The organism is Streptomyces achromogenes (assembly GCF_030816715.1).
Classification (GTDB): domain Bacteria; phylum Actinomycetota; class Actinomycetes; order Streptomycetales; family Streptomycetaceae; genus Streptomyces; species Streptomyces achromogenes_A.
The window spans coordinates 5907232-5933668 of sequence record NZ_JAUSYH010000001.1 but is presented as its reverse complement, the minus strand read 5'-3'; the positions used below and the strand labels follow the sequence as shown (position 1 = coordinate 5933668).

General features: G+C 70.4%; 27 protein-coding genes. 5 read left to right on the top strand and 22 right to left on the bottom strand.

Translation table 11 applies throughout. The features are described from left to right. Positions 1 to 48 precede the first annotated feature (48 nt). Positions 49 to 729, top strand: coding sequence for an endonuclease NucS (gene nucS, locus QF032_RS26805; protein ID WP_173985563.1), 681 nt, complete (start codon positions 49 to 51; stop codon positions 727 to 729). A gap of 123 nt (positions 730 to 852) precedes the next feature. On the opposite strand, the gene QF032_RS26800 is transcribed toward nucS, so the two are convergent. Next, entirely contained in the window at positions 853 to 3453 is a 2601-nt protein-coding gene (locus QF032_RS26800) for an ATP-binding protein (RefSeq protein ID WP_307057773.1), read from the bottom strand. Positions 3454 to 3711: 258 nt separating this feature from the next. Further along, entirely contained in the window at positions 3712 to 4035 is a 324-nt protein-coding gene (locus QF032_RS26795) for an STAS domain-containing protein (protein ID WP_057584016.1), read from the bottom strand. Positions 4036 to 4504: 469 nt separating this feature from the next. On the opposite strand from QF032_RS26795, the gene QF032_RS26790 reads away from it, so the two are divergent. Then, positions 4505 to 5077, top strand: a complete 573-nt coding sequence (locus QF032_RS26790; protein ID WP_306949242.1) for a cob(I)yrinic acid a,c-diamide adenosyltransferase — start codon at positions 4505 to 4507, stop codon at positions 5075 to 5077. Here QF032_RS26790 and QF032_RS26785 read toward each other — a convergent pair. Together QF032_RS26785 and QF032_RS26780 are read right to left on the bottom strand one after the other, a co-directional pair. Continuing rightward, a complete protein-coding gene (locus QF032_RS26785) occupies positions 5074 to 5667 on the bottom strand; it encodes a hypothetical protein (protein WP_307057771.1) in 594 nt (197 codons plus the stop codon). The genes QF032_RS26790 and QF032_RS26785 overlap by 4 nt on opposite strands. Further along, positions 5664 to 5822, bottom strand: a complete 159-nt coding sequence (locus tag QF032_RS26780; RefSeq protein WP_307045983.1) for a hypothetical protein — start codon at positions 5820 to 5822, stop codon at positions 5664 to 5666. The genes QF032_RS26785 and QF032_RS26780 overlap by 4 nt, the downstream gene beginning before the upstream one ends. Here QF032_RS26780 and QF032_RS26775 point away from each other — a divergent pair. From QF032_RS26775 to QF032_RS26765, 3 genes are all read left to right on the top strand, one after another. After that, positions 5821 to 6996 (top strand): sensor histidine kinase, encoded by a 1176-nt coding sequence (locus QF032_RS26775; protein ID WP_307045982.1) that lies wholly within the window; start codon positions 5821 to 5823, stop codon positions 6994 to 6996. The two genes, QF032_RS26780 and QF032_RS26775, sit on opposite strands and share 2 nt — an antisense overlap. Before the next feature lie 15 nt (positions 6997 to 7011). Next, complete coding sequence (locus tag QF032_RS26770) at positions 7012 to 7665, top strand: response regulator (protein WP_307057769.1); 654 nt, start codon at positions 7012 to 7014, stop codon at positions 7663 to 7665. A 127-nt stretch (positions 7666 to 7792) separates the two neighbouring features. After that, on the top strand, positions 7793 to 9616 hold the full coding sequence (locus QF032_RS26765; RefSeq protein ID WP_307057767.1) for a glycoside hydrolase family 18 chitinase: 1824 nt from the start codon (positions 7793 to 7795) through the stop codon (positions 9614 to 9616). A 74-nt stretch (positions 9617 to 9690) separates the two neighbouring features. On the opposite strand, the gene QF032_RS26760 is transcribed toward QF032_RS26765, so the two are convergent. From QF032_RS26760 to QF032_RS26675, 18 genes are all read right to left on the bottom strand, one after another. After that, entirely contained in the window at positions 9691 to 10137 is a 447-nt protein-coding gene (locus tag QF032_RS26760) for a DUF2550 domain-containing protein (protein WP_306949247.1), read from the bottom strand. Between the two features lie 142 nt (positions 10138 to 10279). Then, on the bottom strand, positions 10280 to 10654 hold the full coding sequence (locus QF032_RS26755; RefSeq protein ID WP_020131175.1) for a F0F1 ATP synthase subunit epsilon: 375 nt from the start codon (positions 10652 to 10654) through the stop codon (positions 10280 to 10282). Between the two features lie 133 nt (positions 10655 to 10787). After that, positions 10788 to 12224 (bottom strand): F0F1 ATP synthase subunit beta, encoded by a 1437-nt coding sequence (gene atpD, locus QF032_RS26750; protein ID WP_307045978.1) that lies wholly within the window; start codon positions 12222 to 12224, stop codon positions 10788 to 10790. Beyond that, positions 12224 to 13141: a F0F1 ATP synthase subunit gamma gene (locus QF032_RS26745; RefSeq protein WP_306949249.1), complete on the bottom strand. Its 918-nt coding sequence runs from the start codon at positions 13139 to 13141 to the stop codon at positions 12224 to 12226. Before QF032_RS26745 ends, atpD begins: the two co-directional genes overlap by 1 nt. Positions 13142 to 13162: 21 nt before the next feature. Continuing rightward, entirely contained in the window at positions 13163 to 14752 is a 1590-nt protein-coding gene (gene atpA, locus QF032_RS26740; RefSeq protein WP_057584041.1) for a F0F1 ATP synthase subunit alpha, read from the bottom strand. Between the two features lie 134 nt (positions 14753 to 14886). After that, positions 14887 to 15708, bottom strand: coding sequence for a F0F1 ATP synthase subunit delta (locus QF032_RS26735; RefSeq protein WP_306949250.1), 822 nt, complete (start codon positions 15706 to 15708; stop codon positions 14887 to 14889). Continuing rightward, the gene (locus QF032_RS26730; RefSeq protein WP_306955932.1) at positions 15705 to 16253 is read right to left on the bottom strand and encodes a F0F1 ATP synthase subunit B; all 549 of its coding nucleotides are present in this window, start codon (positions 16251 to 16253) and stop codon (positions 15705 to 15707) included. The genes QF032_RS26735 and QF032_RS26730 overlap by 4 nt, the downstream gene beginning before the upstream one ends. A gap of 46 nt (positions 16254 to 16299) precedes the next feature. After that, the gene (locus QF032_RS26725) at positions 16300 to 16545 is read right to left on the bottom strand and encodes an ATP synthase subunit C (RefSeq protein ID WP_020131181.1); all 246 of its coding nucleotides are present in this window, start codon (positions 16543 to 16545) and stop codon (positions 16300 to 16302) included. A 72-nt stretch (positions 16546 to 16617) separates the two neighbouring features. Further along, positions 16618 to 17427, bottom strand: a complete 810-nt coding sequence (gene atpB, locus QF032_RS26720; RefSeq protein ID WP_306949251.1) for a F0F1 ATP synthase subunit A — start codon at positions 17425 to 17427, stop codon at positions 16618 to 16620. Positions 17428 to 17649: 222 nt separating this feature from the next. Then, entirely contained in the window at positions 17650 to 18063 is a 414-nt protein-coding gene (locus tag QF032_RS26715; RefSeq protein ID WP_306949252.1) for a hypothetical protein, read from the bottom strand. A gap of 304 nt (positions 18064 to 18367) precedes the next feature. Beyond that, positions 18368 to 19720 carry an MraY family glycosyltransferase gene (locus QF032_RS26710; RefSeq protein ID WP_307045976.1) on the bottom strand — a complete coding sequence of 451 codons (1353 nt, stop codon included), beginning with the start codon at positions 19718 to 19720 and terminating at the stop codon, positions 18368 to 18370. Positions 19721 to 19893: 173 nt separating this feature from the next. Next, positions 19894 to 21132, bottom strand: a complete 1239-nt coding sequence (gene glyA / locus QF032_RS26705; protein ID WP_307045974.1) for a serine hydroxymethyltransferase — start codon at positions 21130 to 21132, stop codon at positions 19894 to 19896. Between the two features lie 76 nt (positions 21133 to 21208). After that, positions 21209 to 21886 carry an arsenate reductase/protein-tyrosine-phosphatase family protein gene (locus tag QF032_RS26700; protein ID WP_057584057.1) on the bottom strand — a complete coding sequence of 226 codons (678 nt, stop codon included), beginning with the start codon at positions 21884 to 21886 and terminating at the stop codon, positions 21209 to 21211. Then, entirely contained in the window at positions 21883 to 22530 is a 648-nt protein-coding gene (locus QF032_RS26695) for an L-threonylcarbamoyladenylate synthase (RefSeq protein ID WP_306949255.1), read from the bottom strand. Before QF032_RS26695 ends, QF032_RS26700 begins: the two co-directional genes overlap by 4 nt. A 116-nt stretch (positions 22531 to 22646) precedes the next feature. Continuing rightward, positions 22647 to 23486, bottom strand: coding sequence for a peptide chain release factor N(5)-glutamine methyltransferase (gene prmC / locus QF032_RS26690; RefSeq protein WP_057584721.1), 840 nt, complete (start codon positions 23484 to 23486; stop codon positions 22647 to 22649). A gap of 87 nt (positions 23487 to 23573) precedes the next feature. Continuing rightward, a complete protein-coding gene (gene prfA, locus QF032_RS26685; RefSeq protein ID WP_057584061.1) occupies positions 23574 to 24650 on the bottom strand; it encodes a peptide chain release factor 1 in 1077 nt (358 codons plus the stop codon). Positions 24651 to 24757: 107 nt separating this feature from the next. Continuing rightward, entirely contained in the window at positions 24758 to 24982 is a 225-nt protein-coding gene (gene rpmE, locus QF032_RS26680) for a 50S ribosomal protein L31 (RefSeq protein ID WP_057584064.1), read from the bottom strand. 169 nt (positions 24983 to 25151) lie between these two features. Continuing rightward, a complete protein-coding gene (locus tag QF032_RS26675) occupies positions 25152 to 26330 on the bottom strand; it encodes an LCP family protein (protein WP_307057764.1) in 1179 nt (392 codons plus the stop codon). Between the last annotated feature and the right edge of the window lie 107 nt (positions 26331 to 26437).

Genomic DNA, 26437 nt, shown 5'->3' with positions numbered 1-26437 from the left:
GGCGGGCGGATCGCGGGCACCACGGGGCGTCGGATAGCGTTGCCGACCATGCGTCTCGTCATCGCCCGGTGCTCCGTCGACTACGCCGGCCGGCTCACCGCCCACCTCCCCTCCGCCCCCCGTCTGATCCTGGTGAAGGCGGACGGCAGCGTCTCCATCCACGCGGACGACCGGGCCTACAAGCCCCTCAACTGGATGTCGCCGCCCTGCACGCTGAAGGAGGACGCGGGGGACTCCGAAGGCGTGGCGGGTGTCTGGACCGTCGTCAACAAGGGCGGTGAGAAGCTCATCATCACGATGGAGGAGATCCTCCACGACTCGTCGCACGAACTGGGCGTCGATCCCGGCCTGATCAAGGACGGCGTGGAAGCGCACCTGCAGGAACTGCTCGCGGACCGCATCGAGACCCTCGGCGAGGGCTACACCCTCATCCGCCGCGAGTACATGACGGCCATCGGCCCGGTCGACATCCTGTGCCGGGACGCCGACGGGCAGACCGTCGCGGTGGAGATCAAGCGACGCGGCGAGATCGACGGGGTCGAGCAACTCACCCGCTACCTCGAGCTGTTGAACCGCGACCCGCATCTCGCCCCGGTCCGCGGCGTCTTCGCCGCCCAGGAGATCAAGCCCCAGGCCCGCGTCCTCGCCACGGACCGCGGCATCGGCTGCACGGTCCTCGACTACAACGCCATGCGCGGCATCGAGGACGACAAACTGCGGCTGTTCTGACGTCGGGTACGGCGTCCGCACGACCGCCGGACGGCATCCGTACGGCGTCCGCACGACGACGAGGGCCGGGTTCCCGAAGAGGAACCCGGCCCTGTCGTGTGCCCAAAGCCGTGCCCCCGCGGCTCAGATGACCTCGTCCGGCGAGGTCGCCGCCGCACCGGAGGGGCCGGATCGCCCGGAGGAGCTCATCGTGCTGCCGACGGGGGCGGAGGACATGGAGTCGCCGGCCGAGGTCGAGGTGTTGCCGGAGGGGGTCGGTGCGCCGGTCTCCGAAGTGGACGGCGACGGCGACGCCGAGCCGGTCCCGCCGCTGGAGGACGCGGACGCCGAGGGCGAAGCCGACCCGGACCCGGTCGGGCCGGCCGACGGACTGCCGCTCGGCTCGGGCGGGCCGGAGGGCTTCCCGTCCCCGGGATCCCCCGAGCCGCTCGCCCCCGACGACGGCTCCGCCGAACCCGTGGGCGTCGGGTCGTCCGAGGTGCCCATGGTCCCGTCGGCACCCGGGTCCGTCGGCCTGCTGGTCGCCTCGCCCGTGTCGGCGGAGCCCTTGTCGTCGCCGGGGGTGTCCGCGCCGACGTCACCGCCGTCGACGCCGGTGGAGACGGACGGGTTGACGCCGACCCGGTCGGAAGGGTCGTCGGCGTCCTTGTTCGAGGTCGCGCCGAGCGTGACCACGGTGCCCAGCACGGCGACGAGCAACGCGCCGGCGCCGACCCCGACCAGGTTGCGCCTGGCCAGGCTCCGCAGGCCGCCGAGGCTGTGACGCATCGGCTCGGGGGGCGGTTCGCGGCGGGCGACGAGGGTCTCGGCCTCCGGCGGGAAGGTCGGGAGCGGCGCCTGTACGCCGCGGGGCGGGGACGCCTGTTCCTCGTGACGCGCGTCGGGCGTCTCGCCGCCGAACGTCGCGGCGGGCAGTCCCGGCACGTCGCCCGAGCGGTCGGCGACCAGCGCGAGGGCGCGGCGGCCGGCGACGGTGCCGCGCTTGTCGGCGATCGTGCCGCGCAGGGCGAGCGAGGCCTCCAGCTCGGAACGGGACCGGTCGAGGTCCCCGGTGCACAGCGCGAGGACGCCGAGCTCGTGGTGGAAGTAGGCGCGGTCCGCGGACTGCGCCGCGAGCCGGGCGGCCTCCGCGCCCTCGTGCAGCGCGCTCGACCAGGCGCTCCACTGGAGCCCCGCGGCGAGCGCGGGTGCCGCCGTGCGGGCGAGTTGGACGGCGGTGGCCTCCTCGCCCTCCTCGGGCCGGGTGGTGTCCGGGACGACCGCCGCGAGGGCGGCGAGGACGGCGTCCGCCTCCGCGCAGACCCGTTCCGGGGTGACCGAGGGGTGGCCGGTCCACCAGGCGTAGTGCTGGGCTGCGGCGTGAGCGCGGGTCTCGACGTCGTCGGCGTATCCGGCGGCCTCGAGCTGGGCCTGGACTCCGGCGGCGAGGCGGTAGCGGTTGCCGACCGGGGAGACGAGCCCGCAGCCGGCCAGCTCGCCGAGGGCCGCGTCGGCGTGGGTGTCGCCCACCAGGGCGGGCAGATGGGCCTGGTGCGGGACCTCGCCGCCGAGGGCGACGGCGAACCGCAGGGTGTCGCGGGCGGAGGCGCTGAGGCGGGCGGCGAGCAGGGGCGCCGGCGCGGCGGCCTCGCCGAGGGAGGGCAGGGGTATCTCCTCGGCCTCCCCGGCCCCGGCGACGGCGTCGACGGGGGTGGAAAGCGGCCGGGCGTCCTCGAAGACGCCGAACGCGTCTACCGCGTCGGCACTGGCCCGCAGCCGGTCGCGCTGCGCGAGCAGGGCGCCTGCCTGCACGAACCGCAGCGGCAGGCCCTCCGACTCGAACCAGAGGTCGCCGGCCCAGTTGGCCTCCTCCTCGGTGAGCACGCGGCCGACGGCCCGCTCGATGACCTCTACGCCGCCCGCGCGGTCGAGACCGGGGAGGACGACCTCCTCGACGGCGGAGTCCGCGGAGGGCAGCGGGGTGTCCGGCGTCGCGCCGAGCAGGAAGGCGCACTCGGGCGTCGCGTCCAGCAGATCATCGAGGGCGGCGCCGCCGAGGTCGAGGTCGTCGACCACCACGACCGCGCCGATCTCGCGGACCAGGTCGCGCAGCTCGTCCTCGTCGGGGCGGTGCCGGGGGGCGTCGTAGACGGCGTGGAAGAGGTCCTGCAGCAGGTCGGCGGTGGTGCGCCGGCGGCCGCTGAGGCGGACGACGCCGTCGGGGGCGAGGTCCTCGCAGTCCTCGGCGACCAGGTCGAGGAGGCTGGTGCGGCCGGAGCCGGGGGCGCCGGTGAGGCGGACGGAGCGGCCGCGGGCCAGGAGACGGACCAGTTGTTCGCGTTCGTCCTGCCGGCCGAGAAGCGGCCGCGCGGGCGGGGCGGCTCCGGCGGGAACGGGCGGACGGGCGGTGCGCTCGGCCTCGGCGCGCCGCTCGGGCGTGCGCCGGGCGGGCCGCTCGGCCCGTTCTCCCCCACTCTCGGCTGCGCTCGAGCGGGCGGTGCCCCCAGGCGGGCACAGCTCGATCTCGCTGCCGTCGACGGGGTTGACGGTGAGCAGATGGTCGCCGGCGACCAGGCGCACCGTGCGGGCCAGGGCGGCGGCGGGCTGGCCGAAGTCGGGGGTGAGGGGGTCCCTGGACGGGCGCGGGCGCGAGGTCTGGCCGGGCCCGGAGTCGAAGGCGCTCGACCGGGAGGCGTCCCCCGCGTCGTGGCCGTGCTCCTCGGGTCCCCGGGTGTTCGGGTCCATGGGTCAAGCCCCCCAAAAGCGTCGTGTGGCGGTAGCCCCTCCCGGCCTGGCCGCACACTGGGCTGTCGCTTCTGGTCCGGTGCCCGCTCGAGGGCTGCGGGCGGCGGGCAGACGAACCGTAAACCTTCGCACAGTATCTACGACAGCCCGGGGTGCCGGGCCGCCCGAAGCGTCACGGTCTCGTGAGGATTGCACCCGGATTCTCGCACCCGTCGCGCCCGTCCCACGCTTCCCGTCGCAGGCCACACCCCCTGCTCGTCACACGCGGGGCAGGGACTCCACTCCGATGCCGCCCTCGATCGCGAGGATCCGGTGCAGCCGGGTGGCGACCAGCAGTCGTTGCATCTGCGGCGGCACACCGCGCAGCACCAGGCGCCGGCCGCAGCGGCCGGCCCGCCGGTGGACGCCCATGATGACGCCGAGACCGGTGGCGTCCCACGAGTCGAGTCCGGACAGGTCGAGCACCAGGTCGCCCACTCCGTCGTCGACCGCCGTGTGCAGGGCCGTACGGGCGTCCGCCGCGCTGCGGACGTCGAGGCGGCCCCCGACGACCAGCTCGACGTGGTCGCCCTTGATGTGCATAGCGCTCCCCTAAGCGTGCGTCTCGTGCTCCGCGGTGGTGGTGTCCGGTGTTGCATCCTCTGACTGCGAGAAGCGGTCAGAGGTTGCCGTCTGTGAGCGAACCGATACCCAATTCACCCGCAAGGGTGAGGCTCCTGGGACCTGTGCGGTTCCGGTGCCTGTAGAGCCCTGCCCGCTCACGCGTCCGATGTCACCGGCGTCAACCATCCGGCGCAGCCGCCCCGGTTGCCTGTCCATGTGCCTCTCGGCCGGAGATTAGCGGTCGTGAGGCGCTGCGTGACCGGTTAGTAACGCGTCTCACGTCTCAGGGCGTGAGACGCCGGTCACGTCGTCAAATCCTGTCCGATTCACTCCGATTGACCCCGTCCTGAGCAGGCTCCGCCCCCCGCGAAGGGCCGCCGATCCGCCGCCCCGCGGACCGTGACGAAGGGAACGGAGCGGATGCGCGGGGACGGTCTAGATTGGCGGCATGGTCAATCTGACGCGCATCTACACCAGGACCGGCGACCAGGGCACCACCGCCCTCGGCGACATGAGCCGGGTCGCCAAGACCGACCTCAGGATCGCCGCCTACGCGGACGCCAACGAGGCGAACGCGGTGATCGGCACGGCGATCGCGCTCGGCGGCCTGGACGAGGAGGTCGCCGAGGTCCTCGTCCGCGTCCAGAACGACCTGTTCGACGTGGGTGCCGACCTGTCGACGCCGGTGGTGGAGAACCCGGAGTTCCCGCCCCTGAGGGTCGAGCAGTTCTACATCGACCGGCTGGAGGCGGACTGCGACCGCTTCAACGAGCAGTTGGACAAGCTGCGCTCGTTCATCCTGCCCGGCGGCACCCCGGGCGCGGCCCTGCTGCATCAGGCGTGCACGGTGGTCCGGCGCGCCGAACGCTCCACGTGGGCCGCCCTGGAGGCGCACGGCGAGCGGATGAACCCGCTCACCGCGACCTACCTCAACCGGCTGTCGGACCTGTTGTTCATCCTCGCCCGCACCGCCAACAAGGCGGCCGGGGACGTGCTGTGGGTGCCGGGCGGGGAGCGCTAGTCCATCTTGGCCGGTTCCCGCTCCGGGCCGTCCTTCGGTTCCGGCTCCGGGCCGCCCTTCGGCTCCCGCTTCGGGAAGAGGGTGTAGCTCGCGGCGATGACGACGTTGACGCCGACGACGAACAGCATCCGCTGCTGCCACGCCCGCAGCGAGCCGGTGTCGCCGTCGCCGCCGACGTACCGGACGGCCGCCTGGAGCAGGGCGACGGCGACCAGGGCGGCGAGGGTCCAGCGGCCCGCGACCTTCCATTCGTGAACGGCGCGGGCCCTGCCGTACTTCGGCGGCCTCACCGGCGGCGGTCCGCCCGCGAAGCGGTGGGCGACGCGGGCGTCCGCCCACTTGATCGTGGAGTGGCCGAGGCCCACGGTGAAGCCGATGTAGACGGCGGCGAGGCCGTGCCGCCAGTCCGGCTCGGCGCCGTTCCTGAGGTCGGTCGCGGTCACGGCGAACAGCACGATCTCCAGCAGCGGCTCGCACAGCAGCAGGGCGAGGCCCAGCCGCGGCATCCGGAACACGTACCGGAAGGCCAGCCCGGCGGCCAGCAGCACCCAGAAGGCCACCTCGCAGGCGATGATCAGCGTGACGATCACGGTCCGCTCCTCTCGTTCGCCGTCCCAGGCTCCCGCAGCGCGCGGCCGCGTTCGTCGTCGCCGGTGACGAACTCGCGGTACATCGAAAGATGCAGTTCGGGACCGTTCCCGAGGAGCAGGCGCACGGGTCGCGGGGCGTGTTGGATGGAGGGCATGCCCGCACGACGACTGCCCCGCCCGCACCGGTTCGACGTCCGCATCGCGGTCGGCGGACTGCTCGGCGGACTGCTGCTCGTCGTCGCCGGCCTGGGCACCCGGCCGTCCAGCGACCCGATCACGCTGTTCGACGGCCCCTGGCCCGTCCTGCCGCCTCTGCTGGTGACGGCGGGCTGCGAACTGATGCGCCGCACGGCCCCGCGCGCGGCCCTGCTCACGGCCACGGCCGCGTTCTGCGCGGATCTGGTGACCCAGGGCAGTCTGTCCACCCTCCTGATGTTCACCGACGTCATGTACGCGGCCGTCCTGTACGGCCCGCTCGCCTCCGCCCGCCGTATCCAGTGGATCACCGGGCTGCTCACGGTGGCGGGAACGCTGGTGCCGTTCGCGGTGTGGCGGGTGCCGGAGGCGCTGCTGATCGGCGTGGTCGTGGGCGTCGTCGCGTACGGGCCCGCCGCCACCGGCTGGATCGTGCGCGACCATCGTGACGCCGCCGAGGCCGCACGGCTGCGGGCCGAGCAGACCGCGCTGCTCGCCGAGATCGACCGGGCCCAGGCGGTCACGGCCGAGCGGGCGCGCATGGCGCGGGAGTTGCACGACATGGTCGCCAACCACCTGTCGGCGATCGCCATCCACTCGACGGCCGCGCTCTCGATCGACGACCCGGACACATCCAGGCAGGCGCTGTCCGTCATCCGCGAGAACAGCGTCGAGGGGCTGGCGGAGATGCGGCGGCTGATCGGGATCCTGCGCGACGACGGCGGGGAGTGCGAGCCGGCGGCCGCCCCCACCCTCGAAGGCCTGCGTTCCCTGGTCGACGGCGCCCGCGCCAACGGGCTCGACGTCACCCTCGACGCCGACCACGGCGAGGTCCCGACCCCGGTCGGACTCGCCGCCTACCGCATCGTCCAGGAATCGCTGACCAATGCGCTGAAGCACGCGTGCCCCGGCCGGGTCACCGTCGGCCTCGTGCAGCGCGACGGCGCACTCGACCTGCGGGTCGGCAGTCCGTACGGCCGCCGGGACGGGCCCCGCGCCCCCGGCTCCGGGGCCGGACTCGTCGGGATGCGGGAGCGGGCCGCGCTGCTCGGCGGCACGTTCGCCGCCGGGCCGCAGGGCTCGCGCTGGACCGTGCACGCCGTGCTGCCCCTCGTAGGGGGAGAGCCCGCATGAGCAAGGAGGGGCCCTGTGAGTTCCGCCGTCCGTGTCCTGGTCGCCGAGGACCAGTCCGCCGTCCGCGCCGGACTCGTTCTCATCCTGCGCAGCGCGTCCGACATCGAGGTGGTCGGGGAGGCCGCGGACGGGGAGCAGGCGGTGGCGCTGGCCCGGGAGCTGCGTCCCGACCTGGTGCTGATGGACGTTCAGATGCCGCTGCTGGACGGGGTGTCGGCGACCCGGAGGATCGTCGCGGAGGGGCTGGCCGACGTCCTGGTCCTGACCACCTTCGACCTCGACGCCTATGTGTTCGGTGCGTTGCGGGCCGGTGCGGCCGGATTCCTGCTCAAGAACACTGAGGCGCGGGATCTGCTGACCGCGGTCCGCACCGTGGCCGCCGGGGACGGGCTGATCGCCCCGGCCGTGACACGCCGTCTGATCGCCGAGTTCGCCGCGCGCCCGGTCCGCACGCCCGCGGCCGATCCGGCCGCGCTCGACCCGCTGACCCGGCGTGAACGCGAGGTGCTCGCCTGTCTGGGCCAGGGACTGTCCAACGCGGGGATCGCCGAACGCCTCGACATGGCGGAGGCGACGGTGAAGACGCACGTCAGCCGACTGCTGGGCAAGCTGGGACTGCGCAGTCGGGTGCAAGCGGCGGTCCTGGCGCAGGAGTTGGGCATCCGGTGAAATCGGGAGCGAAGTGAGTCGCAGTGGTCCAGACCTATTGACCCGTGGTCCAGACCTTTCTATTCTCGCGGCACCGTGGGCGTGAAGGCTCAGTCACGCCCCCCCGACTCCCCCGAGGAGGCGCGCGATGCGCTTCAGACACAGAGCCGCGGCAGGGTTCGCCACGCTGTTGCTCCCCCTGGCCGGGCTGGTCGGCCTGGCGAGCCCCGCCCAGGCCGCCCCGACCGCAACCGCCACCTACACCAAGGCCTCCGACTGGGGCACCGGCTTCGAGGGCAGGTGGACGGTGAAGAACACCGGCACCACCGCCCTGAGCTCCTGGACGGTCGAGTGGGACTTCCCCTCCGGCACCTCCGTCACCTCCGCCTGGGACGCCGACGTCACGTCCTCCGGCACCCACTGGACCGCCAGGAACAAGTCCTGGAACGGCAGCCTCGCCGCCGGCGCCTCGGTCTCCTTCGGCTTCAACGGCGCCGGCGCCGGCTCCCCGTCCAACTGCAAGCTCAACGGCGGCGGCTGCGACGGCACGTCGGTCCCCGGCGACGCCGCCCCCTCGGCCCCCGGCACACCCACGGCCTCCTCCGTGACCGACACCTCGGTGAGGCTGACCTGGTCCGCGGCCACCGACGACAAGGGCGTCAAGAACTACGACGTCCTGCGCGACGGCGCCAAGGTCGCCACCGTGACGACCACCTCGTACACCGACACCGGTCTCACCGCGGGCACCGACTACTCCTACGCCGTCCGGGCCCGTGACACCGCCGACCAGACGGGACCGGCCGGCGGCGCGGTCGCCGTCCGCACCACCGGCGGCGGCACCACTCCCCCGACCACCGGCGACAAGGTCAGACTCGGCTACTTCACCGAGTGGGGCATCTACGGCCGCAACTACAACGTCAAGAACCTGGTGACGTCGGGCTCGGCCGCGAAGATCACACACATCAACTACGCCTTCGGCAACGTCACGAACGGCCAGTGCGCGATCGGCGACTCCTACGCCGACTACGACAAGGCCTTCACCGCCGACCAGTCGGTCAGCGGCGTCGCCGACACCTGGGACCAGCCGCTGCGCGGCAACTTCAACCAGCTGCGCCAGCTGAAGGCCAAGTACCCGCACATCAAGGTGCTCTGGTCGTTCGGCGGCTGGACCTGGTCCGGCGGCTTCGCCCAGGCCGCGGCCAACCCGGCCGCGTTCGCCCAGTCCTGCTACAACCTGGTCGAGGACCCGCGCTGGGCCGACGTCTTCGACGGCATCGACATCGACTGGGAGTACCCGAACGCCTGCGGCCTGTCCTGCGACACCAGCGGGGCGGCGGCCTACAAGAACCTGATGCAGGCACTGCGCGCCAAGTTCGGCGCGAACTACCTGGTCACCGCGGCCACCACGGCCGACGGCACCTCCGGCGGCAAGATCGACGCCGCCGACTACGCGGGGGCCGCGAACTACGTCAACTGGTACAACGTGATGACGTACGACTTCTTCGGCGCCTTCGACGCGGACGGTCCGACCGCCCCGCACTCCCCCCTGACGACGTACAACGGCATCCCGCAGGCCGGGTTCACCACGGCCGACGCGATGGCCAAGTTCAAGGCCAAGGGCGTCCCCGCCAGCAAGCTGCTCATCGGCATCGGTTTCTACGGCCGCGGCTGGACGGGCGTCACCCAGGCCGCGCCCGGCGGCACGGCGACCGGACCCGCGGCCGGCACCTACGAGCAGGGCATCGAGGACTACAAGGTCCTCAAGACGTCCTGCCCGGCCAACGGCGCCATCGCCGGCACGGCCTACGCCTTCTGCGGCAACAACTGGTGGTCCTACGACACCCCGGCCACCATCGCCGGAAAGATGACCTGGGCCAAGAACCAGGGCCTCGGCGGTGCCTTCTTCTGGGAGTTCAGCGGAGACACCGGCAACGGCGAGCTGGTGAGTGCCATCAACAGCGGGCTTTCGTAAAGAAGTTCGCTGGGCGACATTGACGCTCCCCCGGACTCAGTCCCGGGGAAGCCCCACCCAGAGAGTGAATGTGGCTACGCCACGTTCACTCTCTGTCCGGGCGGGGCTGCCTCCAGCCACGCGAGGAAACCGGTCAGCGCGTCTTCGCTCATGGCGAGTTCGAGGCGCGTGCCCCGGTGCAGACAGACGAGGACCACCGCGTCGGACAGCAACGCCAGCTCCTCCTCGCCCTCGGGAAGGCGGCGGCCGGCCACCTCGATCGAGCCGCGCTCCAGAACCCGGCGCGGACGGTAGGCGTAGGAGAAGACGCGGTACCACTCGATACGGTCGCCGTTGTAGCGGGCGACCCCGTAGCTCCAGCCCTTTCCGCTCGTGTCCGGTTTCTCGGAGACGTCCCAGCGCAGGGAGCAGTCGAAGGTGCCGCCGGAGCGCTGGATGAGCCTGCGGCGCAGACCGAAGACGAACAACCCCAGCGCCACCAGGGCCACGACAATTCCGCACACAGTCAGAGCGAGGACCATCGACACCGACCTCCTCGTCTCCTGGGTACCGAAAATAGGTAACGGAACGGAAAAATCATCCATATCTGCCTCAGCCGCGGTCGGCTCCGGATTGCTCCGGTGCCGACCGCGGCTGAGTGACGTCCTGCGGTTCCGCGCTGGTTCAGCGCGAGGCCGCCGCACGCAGTCGTACGTCCGCGCGACGCTCGGCGGCGGCATCGCCCTCCGCCTTCGCGCGCTCGAGTTCGCGCTCCACGCGCTGGACGTCGATCTCGTCCGACAGCTCGGCGATCTCGGCCAGCAGCGACAGCTTGTTGTCCGCGAACGAGATGAAACCGCCGTGCACCGCGGCGACGACCGTTCCACCCTCACTCGTACGGATGGTCACCGGGCCCGACTCCAGCACACCGAGCAGCGGCTGGTGACCGGGCATGACGCCGATGTCGCCGGACGTGGTGCGCGCGACGACCAGGGTGGCCTCGCCGGACCAGACCTCTCGGTCGGCCGCGACCAGCGCGACGTGCAGCTCAGCAGCCAAGGTGGCTCCTCGGGTCACCACCCGGCGGATTCTGCCGGGTGTTGGTTACAAGTCTAAGGGGCGTGCGTGAGGGGGCGGGACGCGCCCGCCCCCTCAGCCGTGAGCCGAAGGGCTCACTTCGAACTCAGGGAGTTCAGGAGACGCCCAGCTCCTTGGCGTTGGCCTTCAGGTCCTCGATACCACCGCACAGGAAGAACGCCTGCTCCGGGAAGTGGTCGTAGTCGCCGTCGATGATCGCGTTGAACGCGGTGATCGACTCGTCCAGGGGCACGTCCGACCCGTCGACGCCGGTGAACTGCTTGGCGACGTGGGTGTTCTGGGACAGGAAGCGCTCCACGCGACGGGCGCGGTGGACGGTGAGCTTGTCCTCCTCGCCCAGCTCGTCGATGCCGAGGATGGCGATGATGTCCTGAAGGTCCTTGTACTTCTGCAGGACCGTCTTGACGCGCATCGCGGTGTTGTAGTGGTCCGCCGCGATGTAGCGGGGGTCCAGGATGCGGGACGTGGAGTCCAGCGGGTCCACGGCCGGGTAGATGCCCTTCTCGGAGATCGGACGGGAGAGAACCGTCGTCGCGTCGAGGTGGGCGAAGGTGGTGGCCGGGGCCGGGTCGGTCAGGTCGTCCGCGGGGACGTAGATCGCCTGCATCGAGGTGATCGAGTGACCACGGGTCGAGGTGATGCGCTCCTGGAGGAGACCCATCTCGTCGGCCAGGTTCGGCTGGTAGCCCACCGCGGAGGGCATCCGGCCGAGCAGGGTCGAGACCTCGGAACCGGCCTGGGTGAAGCGGAAGATGTTGTCGATGAAGAACAGCACGTCCTGCTTCTGCACATCGCGGAAGTACTCCGCCATGGTCAGACCGGCCAGGGCCACGCGCAGACGGGTGCCCGGGGGCTCGTCCATCTGACCGAAGACCAGGGCGGTCTTGTCGATGACGCCCGAGTCGGCCATCTCCTCGATGAGGTCGTTGCCCTCACGGGTGCGCTCACCGACGCCGGCGAACACGGAGACACCGTCGTGGTTGTTGGCGACGCGGTAGATCATCTCCTGGATGAGCACCGTCTTGCCGACGCCGGCGCCGCCGAACAGACCGATCTTTCCACCCTTGACGTACGGGGTGAGGAGGTCGATGACCTTGACGCCGGTCTCGAACATCTCGGTCTTCGACTCGAGCTCGTCGAAGTTGGGAGCCTTGCGGTGGATGGACCAGCGCTCGCCCTCGTACTGCTCGTCGACGTTCAGCACCTCACCGAGGGTGTTGAACACCTTGCCCTTGGTGAAGTCGCCGACCGGGACGGTGATGCCCGTGCCGGTGTCGGTGACCGGGGCCTGGCGGACCAGACCGTCGGTGGGCTGCATCGAGATCGTGCGGACCAGGCCGTCACCCAGGTGCTGGGCGACCTCCAGGGTCAGCGTCTTCTTCTCGCCGGCGAGGGCCGGGTCGGCCACCTCGACGTGAAGGGCGTTGTAGATCTCCGGCATGGCGTCGACGGGGAATTCCACGTCGACGACCGGGCCGATGACCCGGGCGACGCGGCCCGTGGCAACGGCCGTCTCAACTGTCGTCGTCATTACCTGTCACTCCCCGCGGTCGCGTCGGCCAGGGCTGCGGAGCCACCGACGATCTCGCTGATTTCCTGGGTGATTTCGGCCTGGCGGGCCGCGTTGGCAAGCCGGGAGAGCGTCTCGATGAGCTCGCCCGCGTTGTCGGTCGCCGACTTCATCGCGCGCCGCGTGGCGGCGTGCTTCGAGGCTGCCGACTGGAGGAGAGCGTTGTAGACGCGGCTCTCCACATAGCGCGGCAGCAGGGCGTCGAGGACGTCCTCCGCCGAGGGCTCGAAGTCGTACAGCGGAAGGATCTCGCCCTTGGGGGCTGCTTCCTTCGCCACCTCGTCGAGGCTCAGCGGCAGCAGACGGTCGTCGAGCGCCGTCTGCGTCATCATCGAGACGAACTCGGTGAAGACGATGTGGAGTTCGTCCACGCCGCCCTCGGCCGTGTCCTTCTCGATGGCCTCGATCAGCGGACCCGCGACCTTCTTGGCGTCCGCGTACGTCGGCTCGTCCGTGAAGCCCGACCACGACTCCGCGACCTTGCGCTCACGGAAGTTGTAGTGCGCGAGACCACGCCGGCCGACGATGTACGTGTCGACCTGCTTGCCCTCGGCCTCGAGGCGTGCCGTCAGCTGCTCCGCGGCCTTGATGGCGTTGGAGTTGAAGGCGCCGGCGAGCCCGCGGTCGCTCGTGAGGAGCAGCACCGCGGACCGCACGACCGTCTCGGCCTGCGTGGTCAGCGCGTGCTTCGTGTTCGAACCGGTGCCGACCGCCGTGACCGCGCGGGTGAGCTCGGTCGCGTACGGCGCGGAGGCCGCCACCTTGCGCTGCGCCTTGACGACGCGCGAGGCGGCGATCATCTCCATCGCCTTGGTGATCTTCTTGGTCGCGGTGACGGATCGGATGCGACGCTTGTAGACCCGGAGCTGGGCTCCCATGAGTCAGGTCCCTTCCTTACGTCACTTGGCCGCGGCCGGGGCGTCCTCGCCGAGAAGCTTGCCGTCCGAGGTCTCGAACTGCTTCTTGAACTCGGCGATGGCGTCGGCAACAGCGGTGAGGGTGTCGTCCGACATCTTCGCGCCCTCCTTGATGGAGGTCATGAGGCCCTGCTCCTTGCGGTGCAGGTACTCCAGGAGCTCCTTCTCGAAGCGGCGGACGTCGGAGACCGGAACGTCGTCCATCTTGCCGGTGGTGCCGGCCCACACGGAGACGACCTGGTCCTCGGTCGGCATCGGCTGGTACTGCGGCTGCTTGAGCAGCTCGACCAGGCGCTGACCGCGCTCCAGCTGCGACTTCGACGCCGCGTCCAGGTCGGAACCGAAGGCGGCGAACGCCTCCAGCTCACGGTACTGGGCGAGGTCGAGGCGGAGCCGGCCGGACACCTGGCGCATGGCCTTGTGCTGGGCGGAGCCGCCGACGCGGGAGACCGAGATACCGACGTTCAGGGCCGGACGCTGGCCGGCGTTGAACAGGTCGGACTCCAGGAAGCACTGGCCGTCGGTGATGGAGATGACGTTGGTCGGGATGAACGCCGAGACGTCGTTGGCCTTCGTCTCGACGATCGGCAGACCGGTCATCGAGCCGGCGCCCAGGTCGTCGGAGAGCTTCGCGCAGCGCTCCAGCAGACGGGAGTGCAGGTAGAAGACGTCACCCGGGTAGGCCTCGCGGCCCGGCGGGCGGCGCAGCAGCAGCGACACGGCGCGGTAGGCGTCGGCCTGCTTCGACAGGTCGTCGAAGATGATGAGGACGTGCTTGCCCTCATACATCCACTGCTGACCGATGGCCGAACCGGTGTACGGCGCCAGGTACTTGAAGCCGGCCGGGTCGGACGCCGGGGCGGCGACGATGGTCGTGTACTCCAGCGCGCCGGCCTCTTCGAGGGCGCCACGCACGGAGGCGATGGTCGAGCCCTTCTGGCCGATGGCGACGTAGACGCAGCGGACCTGCTTCTTCACGTCACCGGAGCGCCAGTTGTCGCGCTGGTTGATGATCGTGTCGACGGCCAGGGCGGTCTTGCCGGTCTGGCGGTCACCGATGATCAGCTGACGCTGGCCACGGCCGATCGGGGTCATCGCGTCGACGGCCTTGTAGCCGGTCTCCATCGGCTCGTGCACCGACTTACGGGCCATGACGCCGGGAGCCTGCAGCTCCAGCGCACGGCGACCGGACGTCTCGATCTCGCCGAGGCCGTCGATCGGGTTGCCGAGCGGGTCGACGACACGGCCGAGGTAGCCCTCGCCGACGGCGACGGACAGGACCTCTCCCGTGCGGGTGACCGGCTGGCCCTCCTCGACGCCGCTGAACTCGCCGAGGATGACGGTACCGATCTCGCGCTCTTCGAGGTTGAGCGCAAGACCGAGGGTGCCGTCCTCGAACTTCAGCAGTTCGTTGGCCATGGCCGAGGGGAGGCCCTCGACCTTCGCGATGCCGTCGCCGGCAAGGGTGACCGTACCGACCTCCTCGCGCGAGGCCGCGTCCGGCTTGTACGACTGGACAAAGTTCTCCAGCGCGTCCCGGATCTCCTCCGGCCGGATCGTGAGCTCCGCCATCTGGGTTCCCTGCTCTCCTTGTTGGGCCCGAAGTTTCACTTTGGGGGGATGGGGACTCCCCCCTGAAAGAGGTGAATCCTCTGCACGGCCCAACCAGGGCCGCCATCAGTTCGTACTGCGGTCTTGAGTTGCTGCTAGCTCGCCATGCGGCGGGCGGCGTCCTCGATGCGGTCCGCGAGGGAGCCGTTGATCACCTCGTCGCCGACCTGCACCCGGATCCCGCCGAGGACCGCGGGGTCCACGTCGAGGTTGAGGTGCATCGGGCGGCCGTAGAGCTTGGCGAGGGCGGCGCCGAGGCGCTGCTTCTGCGGGTCGCTCAGCGGTACCGCCGAGGTGACGACGGCGACCATGCGGTCCCGGCGCTCAGCGGCGAGCTTGGACAGGGCTTCGAGGCCCGCTTCCAGGCTACGTCCACGGGGCGCGGTCACGAGGCGCGTCACCAGTCGCTCGGTGGCCGCGTCGGCCCGGCTGCCGAGCAGGCTGCCCAGCAGCTCGCTCTTGGCCGAGACGGTGGCCTTCCGGTTGGTCAGTGCGGCGCGCAGCTCGGTGTTCGAGGAGACGATCCGTCCGAAGCGGAACAGCTCGTCCTCGACGTCGTCGAGCGTGCCGGCCTTCTGCGCGGCCGTGAGGTCGGCGATGGACGCCAGCTCCTCCAGCACGTCCACCAGGTCGCGGGACTGCGACCAGCGGGAACGCACCAGGCCGGACACCAGGTCGGCGGCGGGGCCGCTGATCCGGGAGCCGAGCAGGCGCTGGACCAGCTCGGCCTTGGCCTCGCCGGCCTGCGCCGGGTCGGTGAGGACCCGACGCAGCGAGACCTCGCGGTCGAGCAGCGCGGTGACGGTCGCCAGCTCACCGGCGAGCTGCGCGGCGTCCACGGACGTGGAGTCCGTCAGCGCGTCGAGACGCTCACGGGCTGCTGCGAATGCCTCGCGGCTCGCTCCGTGTGCGGTCATCGAGACGCCTCGGCCTTCTCCTCGAGCTCGTCGAGGAAACGGTCGATGACGCGGCTCTGGCGGGCGTGGTCCTCGAGGGACTCCCCGACGAGCTTGCCGGCCAGTTCGGTGGCGAGCTTGCCGACGTCCTGACGCAGCGCGGACGCGGCGGCCTTGCGGTCCGCCTCGATCTGGCTGTGCCCGGCGGCGACGATCTCCTCGCGCTGACGCTGGCCTTCCGCGCGCATCTCGGTGATGAGCGTGGCGCCCTGCTCCTGCGCCTCCTGGCGCAGCCGCGCGGCCTCGTGACGGGCCTCGGCGAGCTGCGCCTTGTACTGCTCCAGGACGCTCTGGGCCTCCGTGCGAGCAGCCTCGGCCTGTTCGATCCCGCCCTCGATGGCGTCGCGACGCTCTTCCAGAACCTTGTTGATGTTCGGAAGGAGCTTCTTGCCCAGGACGAAGAACACGATCGCGAAGGCGATCAGACCGATGACGAGCTCGGGGATCTCCGGGATCAGAGGATTCTGGGCCTCCTCCTCAGCCGCGATTTGCAGCAAGGGCGAGATCACATCAGTTCCTTCCGTGGAATTCTCTCGTCGGCGTTAGACCGGATCAGGACGTCGGGTAGACGAAGCCCATGACCAGACCGATCAGGGCGAGCGCCTCACAGAGGACGAAGCCGAGGATCTGGTTCTGACGGATCAGGCCGGCGGCCTCGGGCTGGCGGGCCAGCGCCTGGGTGCCGTTACCGAAGATGATGCCAACGCCGACGCCGGGGCCGATGGCCGCGAGACCGTAGCCGATGGCAGCGAGGTTGCCCTTGATTTCGACCGCGGCGAGGGTGTCGAGAGCGGACATGCCGTAACTTCCTTCTCTTTACACAGGCCGGTGGGGGTTGGCCACCGGAAGTTCAGGGGGTGGTGCGGGTGCTCAGTGGTGCTCGGCGAGCGCGCCCTGGATGTAGCTGCAGGACAGGAGGATGAAGACGTAGGCCTGGAGGGCCTGGATGAACAGCTCGAACACCGTCATCACGAGGACCATCAGGAACGAGACCGCCGAGTAGGCGATGCCGATGCCGTTGAGCAGGTACCAGGTTCCGATGGTGAAGATCAGGATCAGCACGTGCCCGGCGAACATGTTGGCGAAGAGCCGGACGGCGTGGGTGAAGGGCCGGATGAACACGTTCGACAGGAACTCGAAGAACATGACCATCGGGAACACCGGGCCGAGCGACTTGTCATAGCCGGTGATGTTCTTGAAGCCGCCGATGAAGCCGTGGCGCTTGAACGTGATGCTCATCCACAGGATGTAGACGAGCGCGGCGAGACCTGCCGGGAAGGCGATCACCGCGGTGGCCGGGAACTGGGCCAGCGGGACGATCGACCACAGGTTCATGATCCAGATGAAGAAGAACAGCGCGAACATCAGCGGGACGTACTTCTCGCCCTCGCGCTTGCCGATCGTCTCGTAGACGACCCCGCGGCGTACGAAGTCGTAGCCGGCCTCGCCGACCATCTGGAGCTTGCCGGGGATCAGCTTCGGCTTGTTGAAGGCCGCCCAGAAGAATCCGATGACGACGACGGTGCTCACCAGCGAGAGCAGCATCGGCTTGTTGAATTCGATGCCGCCGACGGTGAAGAGCGGCTCGAACATGAACGAGTGCAGGCCGGGGGTCGGGAAACCGCACCCGTCGAAAATATGACAGTCGGTCTCGAAGGCGAGCGTCTTGGCGTTACTCACCGCGAGCTCCTTCAGCGTGGCGCATGGGTACGGCAACCTCGATGTGTCGGCGCGGCCTGCGACCGCGGGACGGCACTGGACTGGACTTGCGGATTAGGGGGCGGCGACTGGGCTCCGAACCGTGAGACGTCACAGGCACGCTTGCCGCCCGCGCCAGCTCTGCCGCAGTTGTGGCGAGACCATAGCAAAAGAGCGGAAGTCCCTTTACACCGGCCCTACAGGTCACGACGACGTCCGAGCGGTATCCGGCTCGACGTAGAGGATCTTGGCCTTCATGTGCGAACGCACCTGGGCGGCGATCCACACCAGAGTGGCCGCGAGCAGCGTGAAGGCGAAACATTTCGGATTGAAGGCCGAGGTCCCCTTGAACGTGATCAGCACGATCATCAACAGCAGAATCTGAGTGGTGTAGAGCAACAGCCCCATCGACTGGAACAGATGGGGAAGCTGGCGCGCGGTGCGCAGCAGCACCATCAGCCCGCCGCCCATGAAAAGCAGGACGAGCACCGCACCGAAGACGGCGCCGAGCGCTCCCTTGCCGCCGGCAACGGCGGCGCTCACCGCGACTCCCGCCACACCCGCGACCGCGGTGGGCAGGGCACAGTGCAGGAGCGTTCGTACGTCGTTGGACTGCATGGCGGCAACTCCGCATTCAACGGGGGCAGGGTGTCGTCATGGACGAGCGTAGTCCCGGCCCGAGGGGGCGAGTGACCTCGCTCCGCCTCGCTCCAACGAACCGTCTCAGCACGGTTCTTCGGCTCTATCCGGGGGTTCTCGTGAACCGTATCACAAACTATTTGATGAGGTCTTTACCTGGAGGGTGTGCCCACTGTCACACATGAGAGTGACAGTGCGCGTCTGTGCAGAATCCGGGGTGGCTTGTCTGGTAATGGGGGGCTTTGCCCTCCCTGGACTCTCCCACGACTTGGCAATGCTCTCGTCAGATTCTTACCTTGGAGCTGCGCCGCCCACCGATCGCGGTGGCCCCGTTGGCCCCCGTCACCCCGACCGTGACAGGCGGCTGCCGCTCCTCCTCCGCGCGGTCCGCGACGGGCTCCACATCCCCCGCGAACGGCTCGGCTGAGGCCGCCGCCGGCTGCTGCCGCCGAGCGGCCGCGGAGCGCCGGCGTCGCCGGTAGCGCGGCGGGACGAACGCCTCGGCCCAGCGCGGGGTGCGCGGCGTGAACCGCGGCAGCAGAAGCAGGCCCAGCCCGATCGCGCTGAGGAACACGACGCCGAGGACGATCCACATGGAGGCCGAGTTGACCGAGTAGGCGAGCGCGCCGAACGCGATCAACGCCGACCAGAAGTACATGATCAGCACCGCGCGGCTGTGCGAGTGGCCGATCTCCAGCAGCCGGTGGTGCAGATGCCCCCGGTCCGCCGCGAACGGCGACTGACCGCGCCAGGTGCGGCGCACGATCGCCAGGATGAGGTCGGCGGCCGGGATCGCGATGATCGTCAGCGGCATCACCAGCGGGATGTAGACCGGCACCATCTGATGGACGGTGCTGCGCTCGGACCCGCTGACGCTGAACAGATTGTCCGGGTCGACGTTTCCCGTGACGGAGATGGCTCCCGCGGCCAGCACCAGCCCGATCAACATCGAGCCCGAGTCGCCCATGAAGATCCGCGCGGGGTGCATGTTGTGCGGCAGGAAACCCAGGCACATGCCCATGAGGATCGCCGCGAACAGCGTCGCCGGGGCGGCCGCCTCGATGCCGTAGGAGTACCAGATGCGATACGTGTACATGAAGAACGCGGCCGCGGCGATGCACACCATGCCGGCGGCGAGTCCGTCGAGCCCGTCCACGAAGTTGACGGCGTTGATGGTGATGACGACCAGCGCCACCGTCAGCAGTGTGCCCTGCCACTGCGTCAGGGCGACCGTGCCGACCCACGGCACCGGCAGCCACAAAATCGTCAGACCCTGCATGACCATCACGCCCGCGGCGATCATCTGGCCGCCCAGCTTGATCAGGGCGTCGATCTCGAACTTGTCGTCCAGGACGCCGATCAGCCAGATCAGCGCCGCCCCGGAGAGCAGGGCGCGCGGCTCGTTCGACTTCTCGAAGACCTCGTTGAGGTTGGTGAGATGGTCGGCGACCAGCAGACCGGCGCACAGACCGAAGAACATCGCGATCCCGCCGAGCCGCGGAGTGGGTTCCCGGTGCACGTCACGGGCCCTGATCTCCGGCATCGCTCCGGCCACGATCGCGAATTTCCGTACCGGCCCTGTCAGCAGATACGTCACCGCGGCCGTGATGCAGAGCGTCAGCAGGTATTCACGCACGGGCTTCCCCACATGTCTCGCCGGCCATCTCAGTCCCACACCCTAGCGATCGACTACGTCACGGCGCATATGTGTGAGGACTCCCGGGTAGTGACGATGGTTTCACGTGCAGCTGTGAGCCGTGGCGCAGCGGGGGTGCGCACCCGGGCGCACACGGCGCGTCCACCCCCGGTTCAGCCCGGATAGGGCGGGAACGCCAGGGTCAGTTCGCGCACGTTCTCGCGGGCCGTCCGGGCGTCGGTCGCCTCCCGCAGCACCCCGGCCAGCAGCGCCGCGATCCGCGTCATCTCCGCCTCCCCCATGCCCTGCGTGGTCACCGCGGCGGTGCCCAGGCGCAGCCCACGGGCGTCGCCGTGCGGCAGCGCGCACCAGTCCAGGACGATCCCCGCGGCCGCCAGCAGCCCCCGCGCGGCGCGTCCGTCGATCCCCAGGGGCGCGGTGTCGGCGGTGATGAGATGCGTGTCGGTGCCGCCGGTCGTCACGGCCAGCCCCTCCCGTTGCAGCGCCGCCGCGAGAACCCTCGCGTTGGCGACCACCTGATGGGCGTACACGGCGAACGCCGGCGTCGCCGCCTCCCCGAACGCGACCGCCTTCGCGGCGACGGTGTGCATCTGCGCGCCGCCCTGCGTGAACGGGAAGACGGCCCGGTCCACGCGCTCGGCGAGGTCCCCGCCGCAGAGGATCATCCCGCCGCGCGGTCCGCGCAGCACCTTGTGGGTGGTGGCGCAGACGATGTCGGCGTACGGCACCGGGGAGGGTGCCGCTCCCCCGGCGACCAGCCCGATGGGATGGGCGGCGTCGGCGATCAGGAACGCGCCGACGTCGTCGGCCACCTCGCGGAAGAACGCGTGGTCGATGTGGCGCGGGTAGGCGGTGGACCCGCACACGATCGCCTTGGGCCGGTGGGCCCGGGCCAGCGTGCGGACCTGCTCGTGGTCGATGAGCCCGGTCTCCGCGTCCAGCCCGTAGGGGACGAAGTCGAACCAGCGTCCGGAGAAGTTCGCCGGCGAGCCGTGGGTGAGATGGCCGCCGTGCGGCAGCCCGAGGGCCAGCACGGTGTCGCCGGGCCGCAGCAGGGCGGCGTAGGCGGCCAGCACGGCCGAGGAGCCCGAGTGCGCCTGCACGTTGGCGTGTTCGGCGCCGAACAGCGCCTTGGCGCGGTCCACGGCGATGCGCTCGGCGACGTCGACGATCTCGCAGCCGCCGTGGTGGCGGGCGCCCGGATAGCCTTCCGCGTACTTGTTGGCGAGCGGCGAGCCGAGGGCGGCGAGCACGGCGGGCGAGGTGAAGTTCTCGGCGGCGGTCAGCTGAAGCGTCGACGCCTGCCGCTCCCGTTCGCCGAGGAGGATCCCGGCCAGCTCGGGGTCCTGCCGGCGCAGGACATCGGTCTCGGGGGCATGGGTGACCGACATGGTGCGCTCCGGGCGTCGACGGTGACGTACGTCCAATGTAGGCCCGCACCGCCCGCCACGCCCCGCGCCCGCGCGGTCAGGCTCGCGTCGGCACCCCCGTCAGGGCCGTCACCACCGGGTCCAGGGCCTGGTGTATCTCGTCGCCGATGGAGCGGAAGAACGGCAGCGGCGCCCCGTACGGGTCGTAGACCTCGTCGGCCTCCAGGGTCGGGGCCAGGAGCCACCCGCGTAGCGCCGCCGCCGCGCGGACCAGCGCCCGTGCGCGCATCACCACGCCCTCGTCCAGCGGCGGGAGGGTGGCCGGGTCGATGGCGTTCACCAGACGGGTGAACTCCTTCAGGGTGAAGGTGCGCAGCCCCGCCGAGTGGCCCATGGAGATGACCTGGGCGCGGTGGTCGCGGGTCGCCGTCAGGACCAGGTCGGCCATGATGACGTGTTCGTCGAGGAGCTCCCGGCCGGTGAACCCGGACGCGTCCGCGCCGAACTCGGCCAGCACGGTCTCCGCGTTGGCCTCCATGGGCGCGCCCTCGTGGCCCCAGGTGCCCGCGCTCTCCACGATCAGCCCGCCGCCCAGCAGACCGAGCCGCTGGGACACGAAATGCCGGGTCAGGCGCTCGGTGATCGGCGAGCGGCAGACGTTGCCGGTGCTGACGTGGAGGATGCGGAAGGTGTCGCGCGGATATCCGAACGTCGTCGTCTGCTCCGCGGCACGTTCCCCGTTGCCTATGCCACGCCCCGCGTCAGGGGCTGTCAATTCGCCACCTCGAGGTCGGGTACGACCTTCCGCAGCTCGTCCGCGGAGATCGCGCCCGCCCGCAGCAGCAGCGGCACCTCACGGCTGACGTCGACGATCGAGGAGGGCACGTTGCCGGGGGTCGGACCGCCGTCGAGGTAGACGGAGACGGAGTCGCCGAGCATCTCCTGCGCGGAGTCGCAGTTCTCCGGCGCGGGGTGGCCGGTGAGGTTGGCGGAGGAGACCGCCATCGGGCCGACCTCCGTCAGCAGCTCGATGGCGACCGGGTGCAGCGGCATCCGCACGGCGACCGTGCCCCGGGTGTCGCCGAGGTCCCACTGCAGGGAGGGCTGGTGCCTGGCGACGAGCGTCAGCGCGCCCGGCCAGAAGGCGTCGACCAGTTCCCAGGCCAGCTCGGAGAAGTCCGTGACGAGGCCGTGCAGCGTGTTCGGGGAGCCGATGAGGACGGGGGTGGGCATGTTGCGGCCCCGGCCCTTGGCGTCGAGCAGGTCGGCGACGGCCTCCGAGGAGAACGCGTCGGCGCCGATCCCGTACACCGTGTCGGTCGGCAGGACCACCAGCTCGCCCCGGCGGACGGCGGACGCGGCCTCGCGCAGACCGGTCACACGGTCGGTCGCGTCGTTGGTGTCGTATCGCCGGGCCATCTAGCGAGCCTCCTCGTACACGGAATACACGGAATTCAGGGAACACACGGACTGCACGGAACGCGCGAATGCTGACGCGTACACGTCCTGCTGCGGGTCGGAAGTGCGGGGGGCGCTCACGGCGTCGCCCTGCGGGCGGTGGCGAAGCGCGGCCGGTTGTTGAGGTCGGGGTGGTCGGCCGCGTCGGCCCAGCCCCGCTCCTCGGTGAAGATCCACGGCACCTGGCCGCCCTGGGTGTCGGCGTGCTCGATGACGACGACGCCGCCGGGACGCAGCAGCCGGTGCGCGGTGCGCTCGATGCCGCGGATCAGGTCGAGGCCGTCCTCGCCGGAGAACAGGGCGAGCTCGGGGTCGTAGTCACGGGCCTCCGGGGCGACGTACTCCCACTCGGTGAGCGGGATGTACGGCGGGTTGGAGACGACGAGGTCGACCTGGCCGTCGAGGTCGCGGAAGGCGTCCAGGGCGTTGCCCTGGCGCAGGTCGACCCTGGAGCCCTCCATGTTCTTACGGGTCCACACGAGGGCGTCCTCGGACAGCTCCACGGCGTGCACCCGGGAGCGCGGGACCTCCTGCGCGAGGGCGAGGGCGATGGCGCCGCTGCCGGTGCACAGGTCCACGATCCGGGGCTCGACGACGTCCATGGCGCGTACCGCGTCTATGGCCCAGCCGACGACCGACTCGGTCTCGGGACGCGGCACGAAGACCCCGGGGCCGACCTGGAGCTCCAGGTACCGGAAGAAGGCCCGGCCGGTGATGTGCTGAAGCGGCTCGCGCTGCTCGCGCCGGGCGATGACCTCCCAGTAGCGGGCGTCGAAGTCGGGATCCTTCACGGAGTGGAGTTCACCGCGCTTGACGCCGTGCACGAAGGCGGCGAGCTCCTCCGCGTCGTTGCGCGGCGAGGGCACGCCGGCGTCGGCCAGCCGCTGGGTGGCCTGAGCTACCTCAGCGAGCAGCAGACTGCGAGGGCTCGGGGGGCGTCCCCCAAATGATTGCTGCACGCAAGTCCTCCGTGTCGTACTCGTCGTGCGTCCGTCCTACAACGCCTACGCGGCCGCGAGCTTGGCGGCCGAGTCCGCGTCGACGCAGGCCTGGATCACCGCGTCCAGGTCGCCGTCCAGGACCTGGTCCAGGTTGTACGCCTTGAAGCCGACGCGGTGGTCCGAGAGGCGGTTCTCCGGGAAGTTGTACGTGCGGATCTTCTCGGAGCGGTCGACGGTGCGGACCTGACTGCGGCGGGCGTCGGCGGCCTCCCGCTCCGCCTCCTCCTGCGCCGCCGCCAGCAGCCTGGAGCGCAGGATACGCATCGCCTGCTCCTTGTTCTGCAACTGGCTCTTCTCGTTCTGGCAGGAGGCCACGACTCCGGTGGGAACGTGCGTGATGCGCACGGCGGAGTCGGTGGTGTTGACGGACTGGCCGCCGGGGCCGGAGGACCGGTACACGTCGATGCGCAGGTCGTTCGCGTTGATCTCGACGTCCACCTCCTCGGCCTCGGGCGTCACCAGCACGCCGGCGGCGGACGTGTGGATCCGGCCCTGCGACTCGGTCGCGGGCACCCGCTGCACGCGGTGCACTCCGCCCTCGTACTTCAGCCGCGCCCAGACGCCCTGTCCGGGTTCCGTCGCGCCCTGCCCGCCCTTGGTCTTCACCGCGACCTGGACGTCCTTGTAGCCGCCCAGCTCGGACTCGGTGGCGTCGATGATCTCGGTCTTCCAGCCCACCCGCTCGGCGTAGCGCAGGTACATCCGCAGCAGGTCGCCGGCGAACAGGGCCGACTCGTCGCCGCCCGCACCCGCCTTGATCTCGAGGATGACGTCCTTGTCGTCGGACGGGTCCCGGGGCACGAGCAGCAGCCGCAGCTTCTCCGTCAGCTCCTCGCGCTGCTTCTCCAGCTCCTTGACCTCGGCGGCGAAGTCCGGGTCGGAGGCGGCGAACTCGCGCGCGGTCTCGACGTCGTCACCGGTCTGCTTCCAGGAGCGGTACGTGCCGACGATGGGGGTGAGCTCGGCGTAGCGCTTGTTCAGCTTGCGCGCGTTGGCCTGGTCGGCGTGGACCGACGGGTCGGCGAGCTTCTTCTCCAGGTCGGCGTGCTCTCCGAGCAACTCCTCGACGGCCTCGAACATGGTGGGCTCCTGAATGACGTACGTGGGGGAAGGGCGGGCGACCAAAAACGCCGGTCCCGGCGTGTCCCGGGCGGGGACACTGCCGTGGACCGGCGAAGAGGGGCTCGCTACTTCTTGGAGCCGGCGGCGGCCTTGCCGAAGCGGGCCTCGAAGCGGGCCACACGGCCACCGGTGTCGAGGATCTTCTGCTTGCCCGTGTAGAACGGGTGGCACTCGGAGCAGACGTCGGCGCGGATGGAACCGCTTCCGATCGTGCTGCGGGTGGTGAACGACGCGCCACAGGTGCAGCTGACCTGCGTCTCGACGTACTCGGGGTGGATGTCGCGCTTCAAGGTGTCTCCTAGTTTCGGGAGGGCGCCGGGTCGCTGCCGCGGGATACGGCAAACGTGAACCGGAGCCGACGTACCAGTCTGCCAGCACTGGCCGTATCCCCCAAAACCGGGGGGCGGGGCGATCTATTCCCCAGGGGCCTCGGCGCCGGGCGCGGTCGGACCCCGGTGGCTACGACGAGGCCACGACCCCGGCCGCCTCGCCGCTGGCGTTGCCCTCGGTGGCCGCCTTCGGGACGGGCCGGTCGTTCCTCAGCGCCGTCCACACCTGCTCGGCCTTGGCCTCGGAGACGAGGACGCGGTTGAGGTTGGACGGGTCGTACCGCACTGGCATCGTCACCATGGTCATGTCCGCCGCGCCGATGCCCTGGAGACCGCTCGCGAAGGACATCAGGGAGTTCAGCGACCCGAGGTCGGAGTCGGTGGTGACGGCCTTGGTGGCGGTGTCGGCGAGGTCGTACAGCCTGGTGCCGCCGGTGAGCAGCCCGACGTGCTTGACCTGGTCGACCAGGGCCTTGACGAAGGCCTGCTGGAGCTGGATGCGGCCGAGGTCGGAGCCGTCGCCCACGCCGTGCCGGGTGCGGACCAGGCCGAGCGCCTGGTCGCCGGTGAGCGTGTGGGTGCCCGCGTCGAGCTTCAGGTGGCTGTCGGGGTCGTCGATCGCCTTGGTCGTGGTGATCTCGACGCCGCCGAGTTCGTCGATGAGCTTCTCGAAGCCGGCGAAGTCGACTTCCAGGTAGTGGTCCATCCGGATGCCGCTGATCGCCTCGACCGTCTTGACCGCGCAGGCCGCGCCGCCCGTCGAGTACGCCGAGTTGAACATCACGTCGGACGCCGCGTCGTGCGTGACGCCCTTCGTGTCCGTGCAGGCGGGCCGGTCGACGAGGGTGTCGCGCGGTATGGAGACCACACTGGCCCTCTTGTGGCCCTCGTAGACGTGCACGACCATCGCGGTGTCGGAACGGGCGCTGCCGTCGTCGGCGCCGCCGCCGAGCTTCTTGTTCGTGCCGGAGCGGGTGTCCGAGCCCAGCACGAGGATGTTCTCGGAGCCGTTGTCGACCTTGGTGGGCCGCGCCGTGCCCAGCGCCTGGTCGATGTCGACGCTCTTGATGTTGCCGTTGAGCTCGAAGTACAGGTATCCCGCTCCGGTGCCGCCGAGGACGAGGACGCCCGCGGCGCTCCAAGCGGCGATCAGCAGACCCTTGCGTCTGCCGGCGCGCTGCTTGCGGTGGCGCGGACCGCGCCAACCCTCCTGGCCGCCCCGACCGTCCGGACCGCTCCGGTCGGCCGCCCCGCTCGTCGTGCCGGCCTCACCCGGTGTGCCGGGCTCCGGCGTGCTCTCGGCAGACATGTGCTCCTCTGTTCTCGTGGAACCTCACCATGGTCACTCCGCCAGGACAGACGGGGAAACTCGGGACAGGGTTACACGCCACCCCGTGTGCGAAACGTGCCGGAACA

Coding starts and splice junctions, on each gene's coding strand:
- QF032_RS26725 (WP_020131181.1), bottom strand. CDS start 16,545: ATGTCCGCTCTCGACACCCTCGCCGCGGTCGAAATCAAGGGCAACCTC.
- atpD (WP_307045978.1), bottom strand. CDS start 12,224: ATGACGACGACAGTTGAGACGGCCGTTGCCACGGGCCGCGTCGCCCGG.
- QF032_RS26780 (WP_307045983.1), bottom strand. CDS start 5,822: ATGCCCTCCATCCAACACGCCCCGCGACCCGTGCGCCTGCTCCTCGGG.
- QF032_RS26760 (WP_306949247.1), bottom strand. CDS start 10,137: ATGGTCCTCGCTCTGACTGTGTGCGGAATTGTCGTGGCCCTGGTGGCG.
- QF032_RS26695 (WP_306949255.1), bottom strand. CDS start 22,530: ATGGCCCGGCGATACGACACCAACGACGCGACCGACCGTGTGACCGGT.
- QF032_RS26745 (WP_306949249.1), bottom strand. CDS start 13,141: ATGGGAGCCCAGCTCCGGGTCTACAAGCGTCGCATCCGATCCGTCACC.
- QF032_RS26735 (WP_306949250.1), bottom strand. CDS start 15,708: ATGACCGCACACGGAGCGAGCCGCGAGGCATTCGCAGCAGCCCGTGAG.
- atpA (WP_057584041.1), bottom strand. CDS start 14,752: ATGGCGGAGCTCACGATCCGGCCGGAGGAGATCCGGGACGCGCTGGAG.
- glyA (WP_307045974.1), bottom strand. CDS start 21,132: ATGTCGGTCACCCATGCCCCCGAGACCGATGTCCTGCGCCGGCAGGAC.
- prfA (WP_057584061.1), bottom strand. CDS start 24,650: ATGTTCGAGGCCGTCGAGGAGTTGCTCGGAGAGCACGCCGACCTGGAG.
- QF032_RS26775 (WP_307045982.1), top strand. CDS start 5,821: ATGCCCGCACGACGACTGCCCCGCCCGCACCGGTTCGACGTCCGCATC.
- nucS (WP_173985563.1), top strand. CDS start 49: ATGCGTCTCGTCATCGCCCGGTGCTCCGTCGACTACGCCGGCCGGCTC.
- QF032_RS26765 (WP_307057767.1), top strand. CDS start 7,793: ATGCGCTTCAGACACAGAGCCGCGGCAGGGTTCGCCACGCTGTTGCTC.
- QF032_RS26795 (WP_057584016.1), bottom strand. CDS start 4,035: ATGCACATCAAGGGCGACCACGTCGAGCTGGTCGTCGGGGGCCGCCTC.
- QF032_RS26800 (WP_307057773.1), bottom strand. CDS start 3,453: ATGGACCCGAACACCCGGGGACCCGAGGAGCACGGCCACGACGCGGGG.
- QF032_RS26715 (WP_306949252.1), bottom strand. CDS start 18,063: ATGCAGTCCAACGACGTACGAACGCTCCTGCACTGTGCCCTGCCCACC.
- QF032_RS26675 (WP_307057764.1), bottom strand. CDS start 26,330: ATGTCTGCCGAGAGCACGCCGGAGCCCGGCACACCGGGTGAGGCCGGC.
- QF032_RS26790 (WP_306949242.1), top strand. CDS start 4,505: ATGGTCAATCTGACGCGCATCTACACCAGGACCGGCGACCAGGGCACC.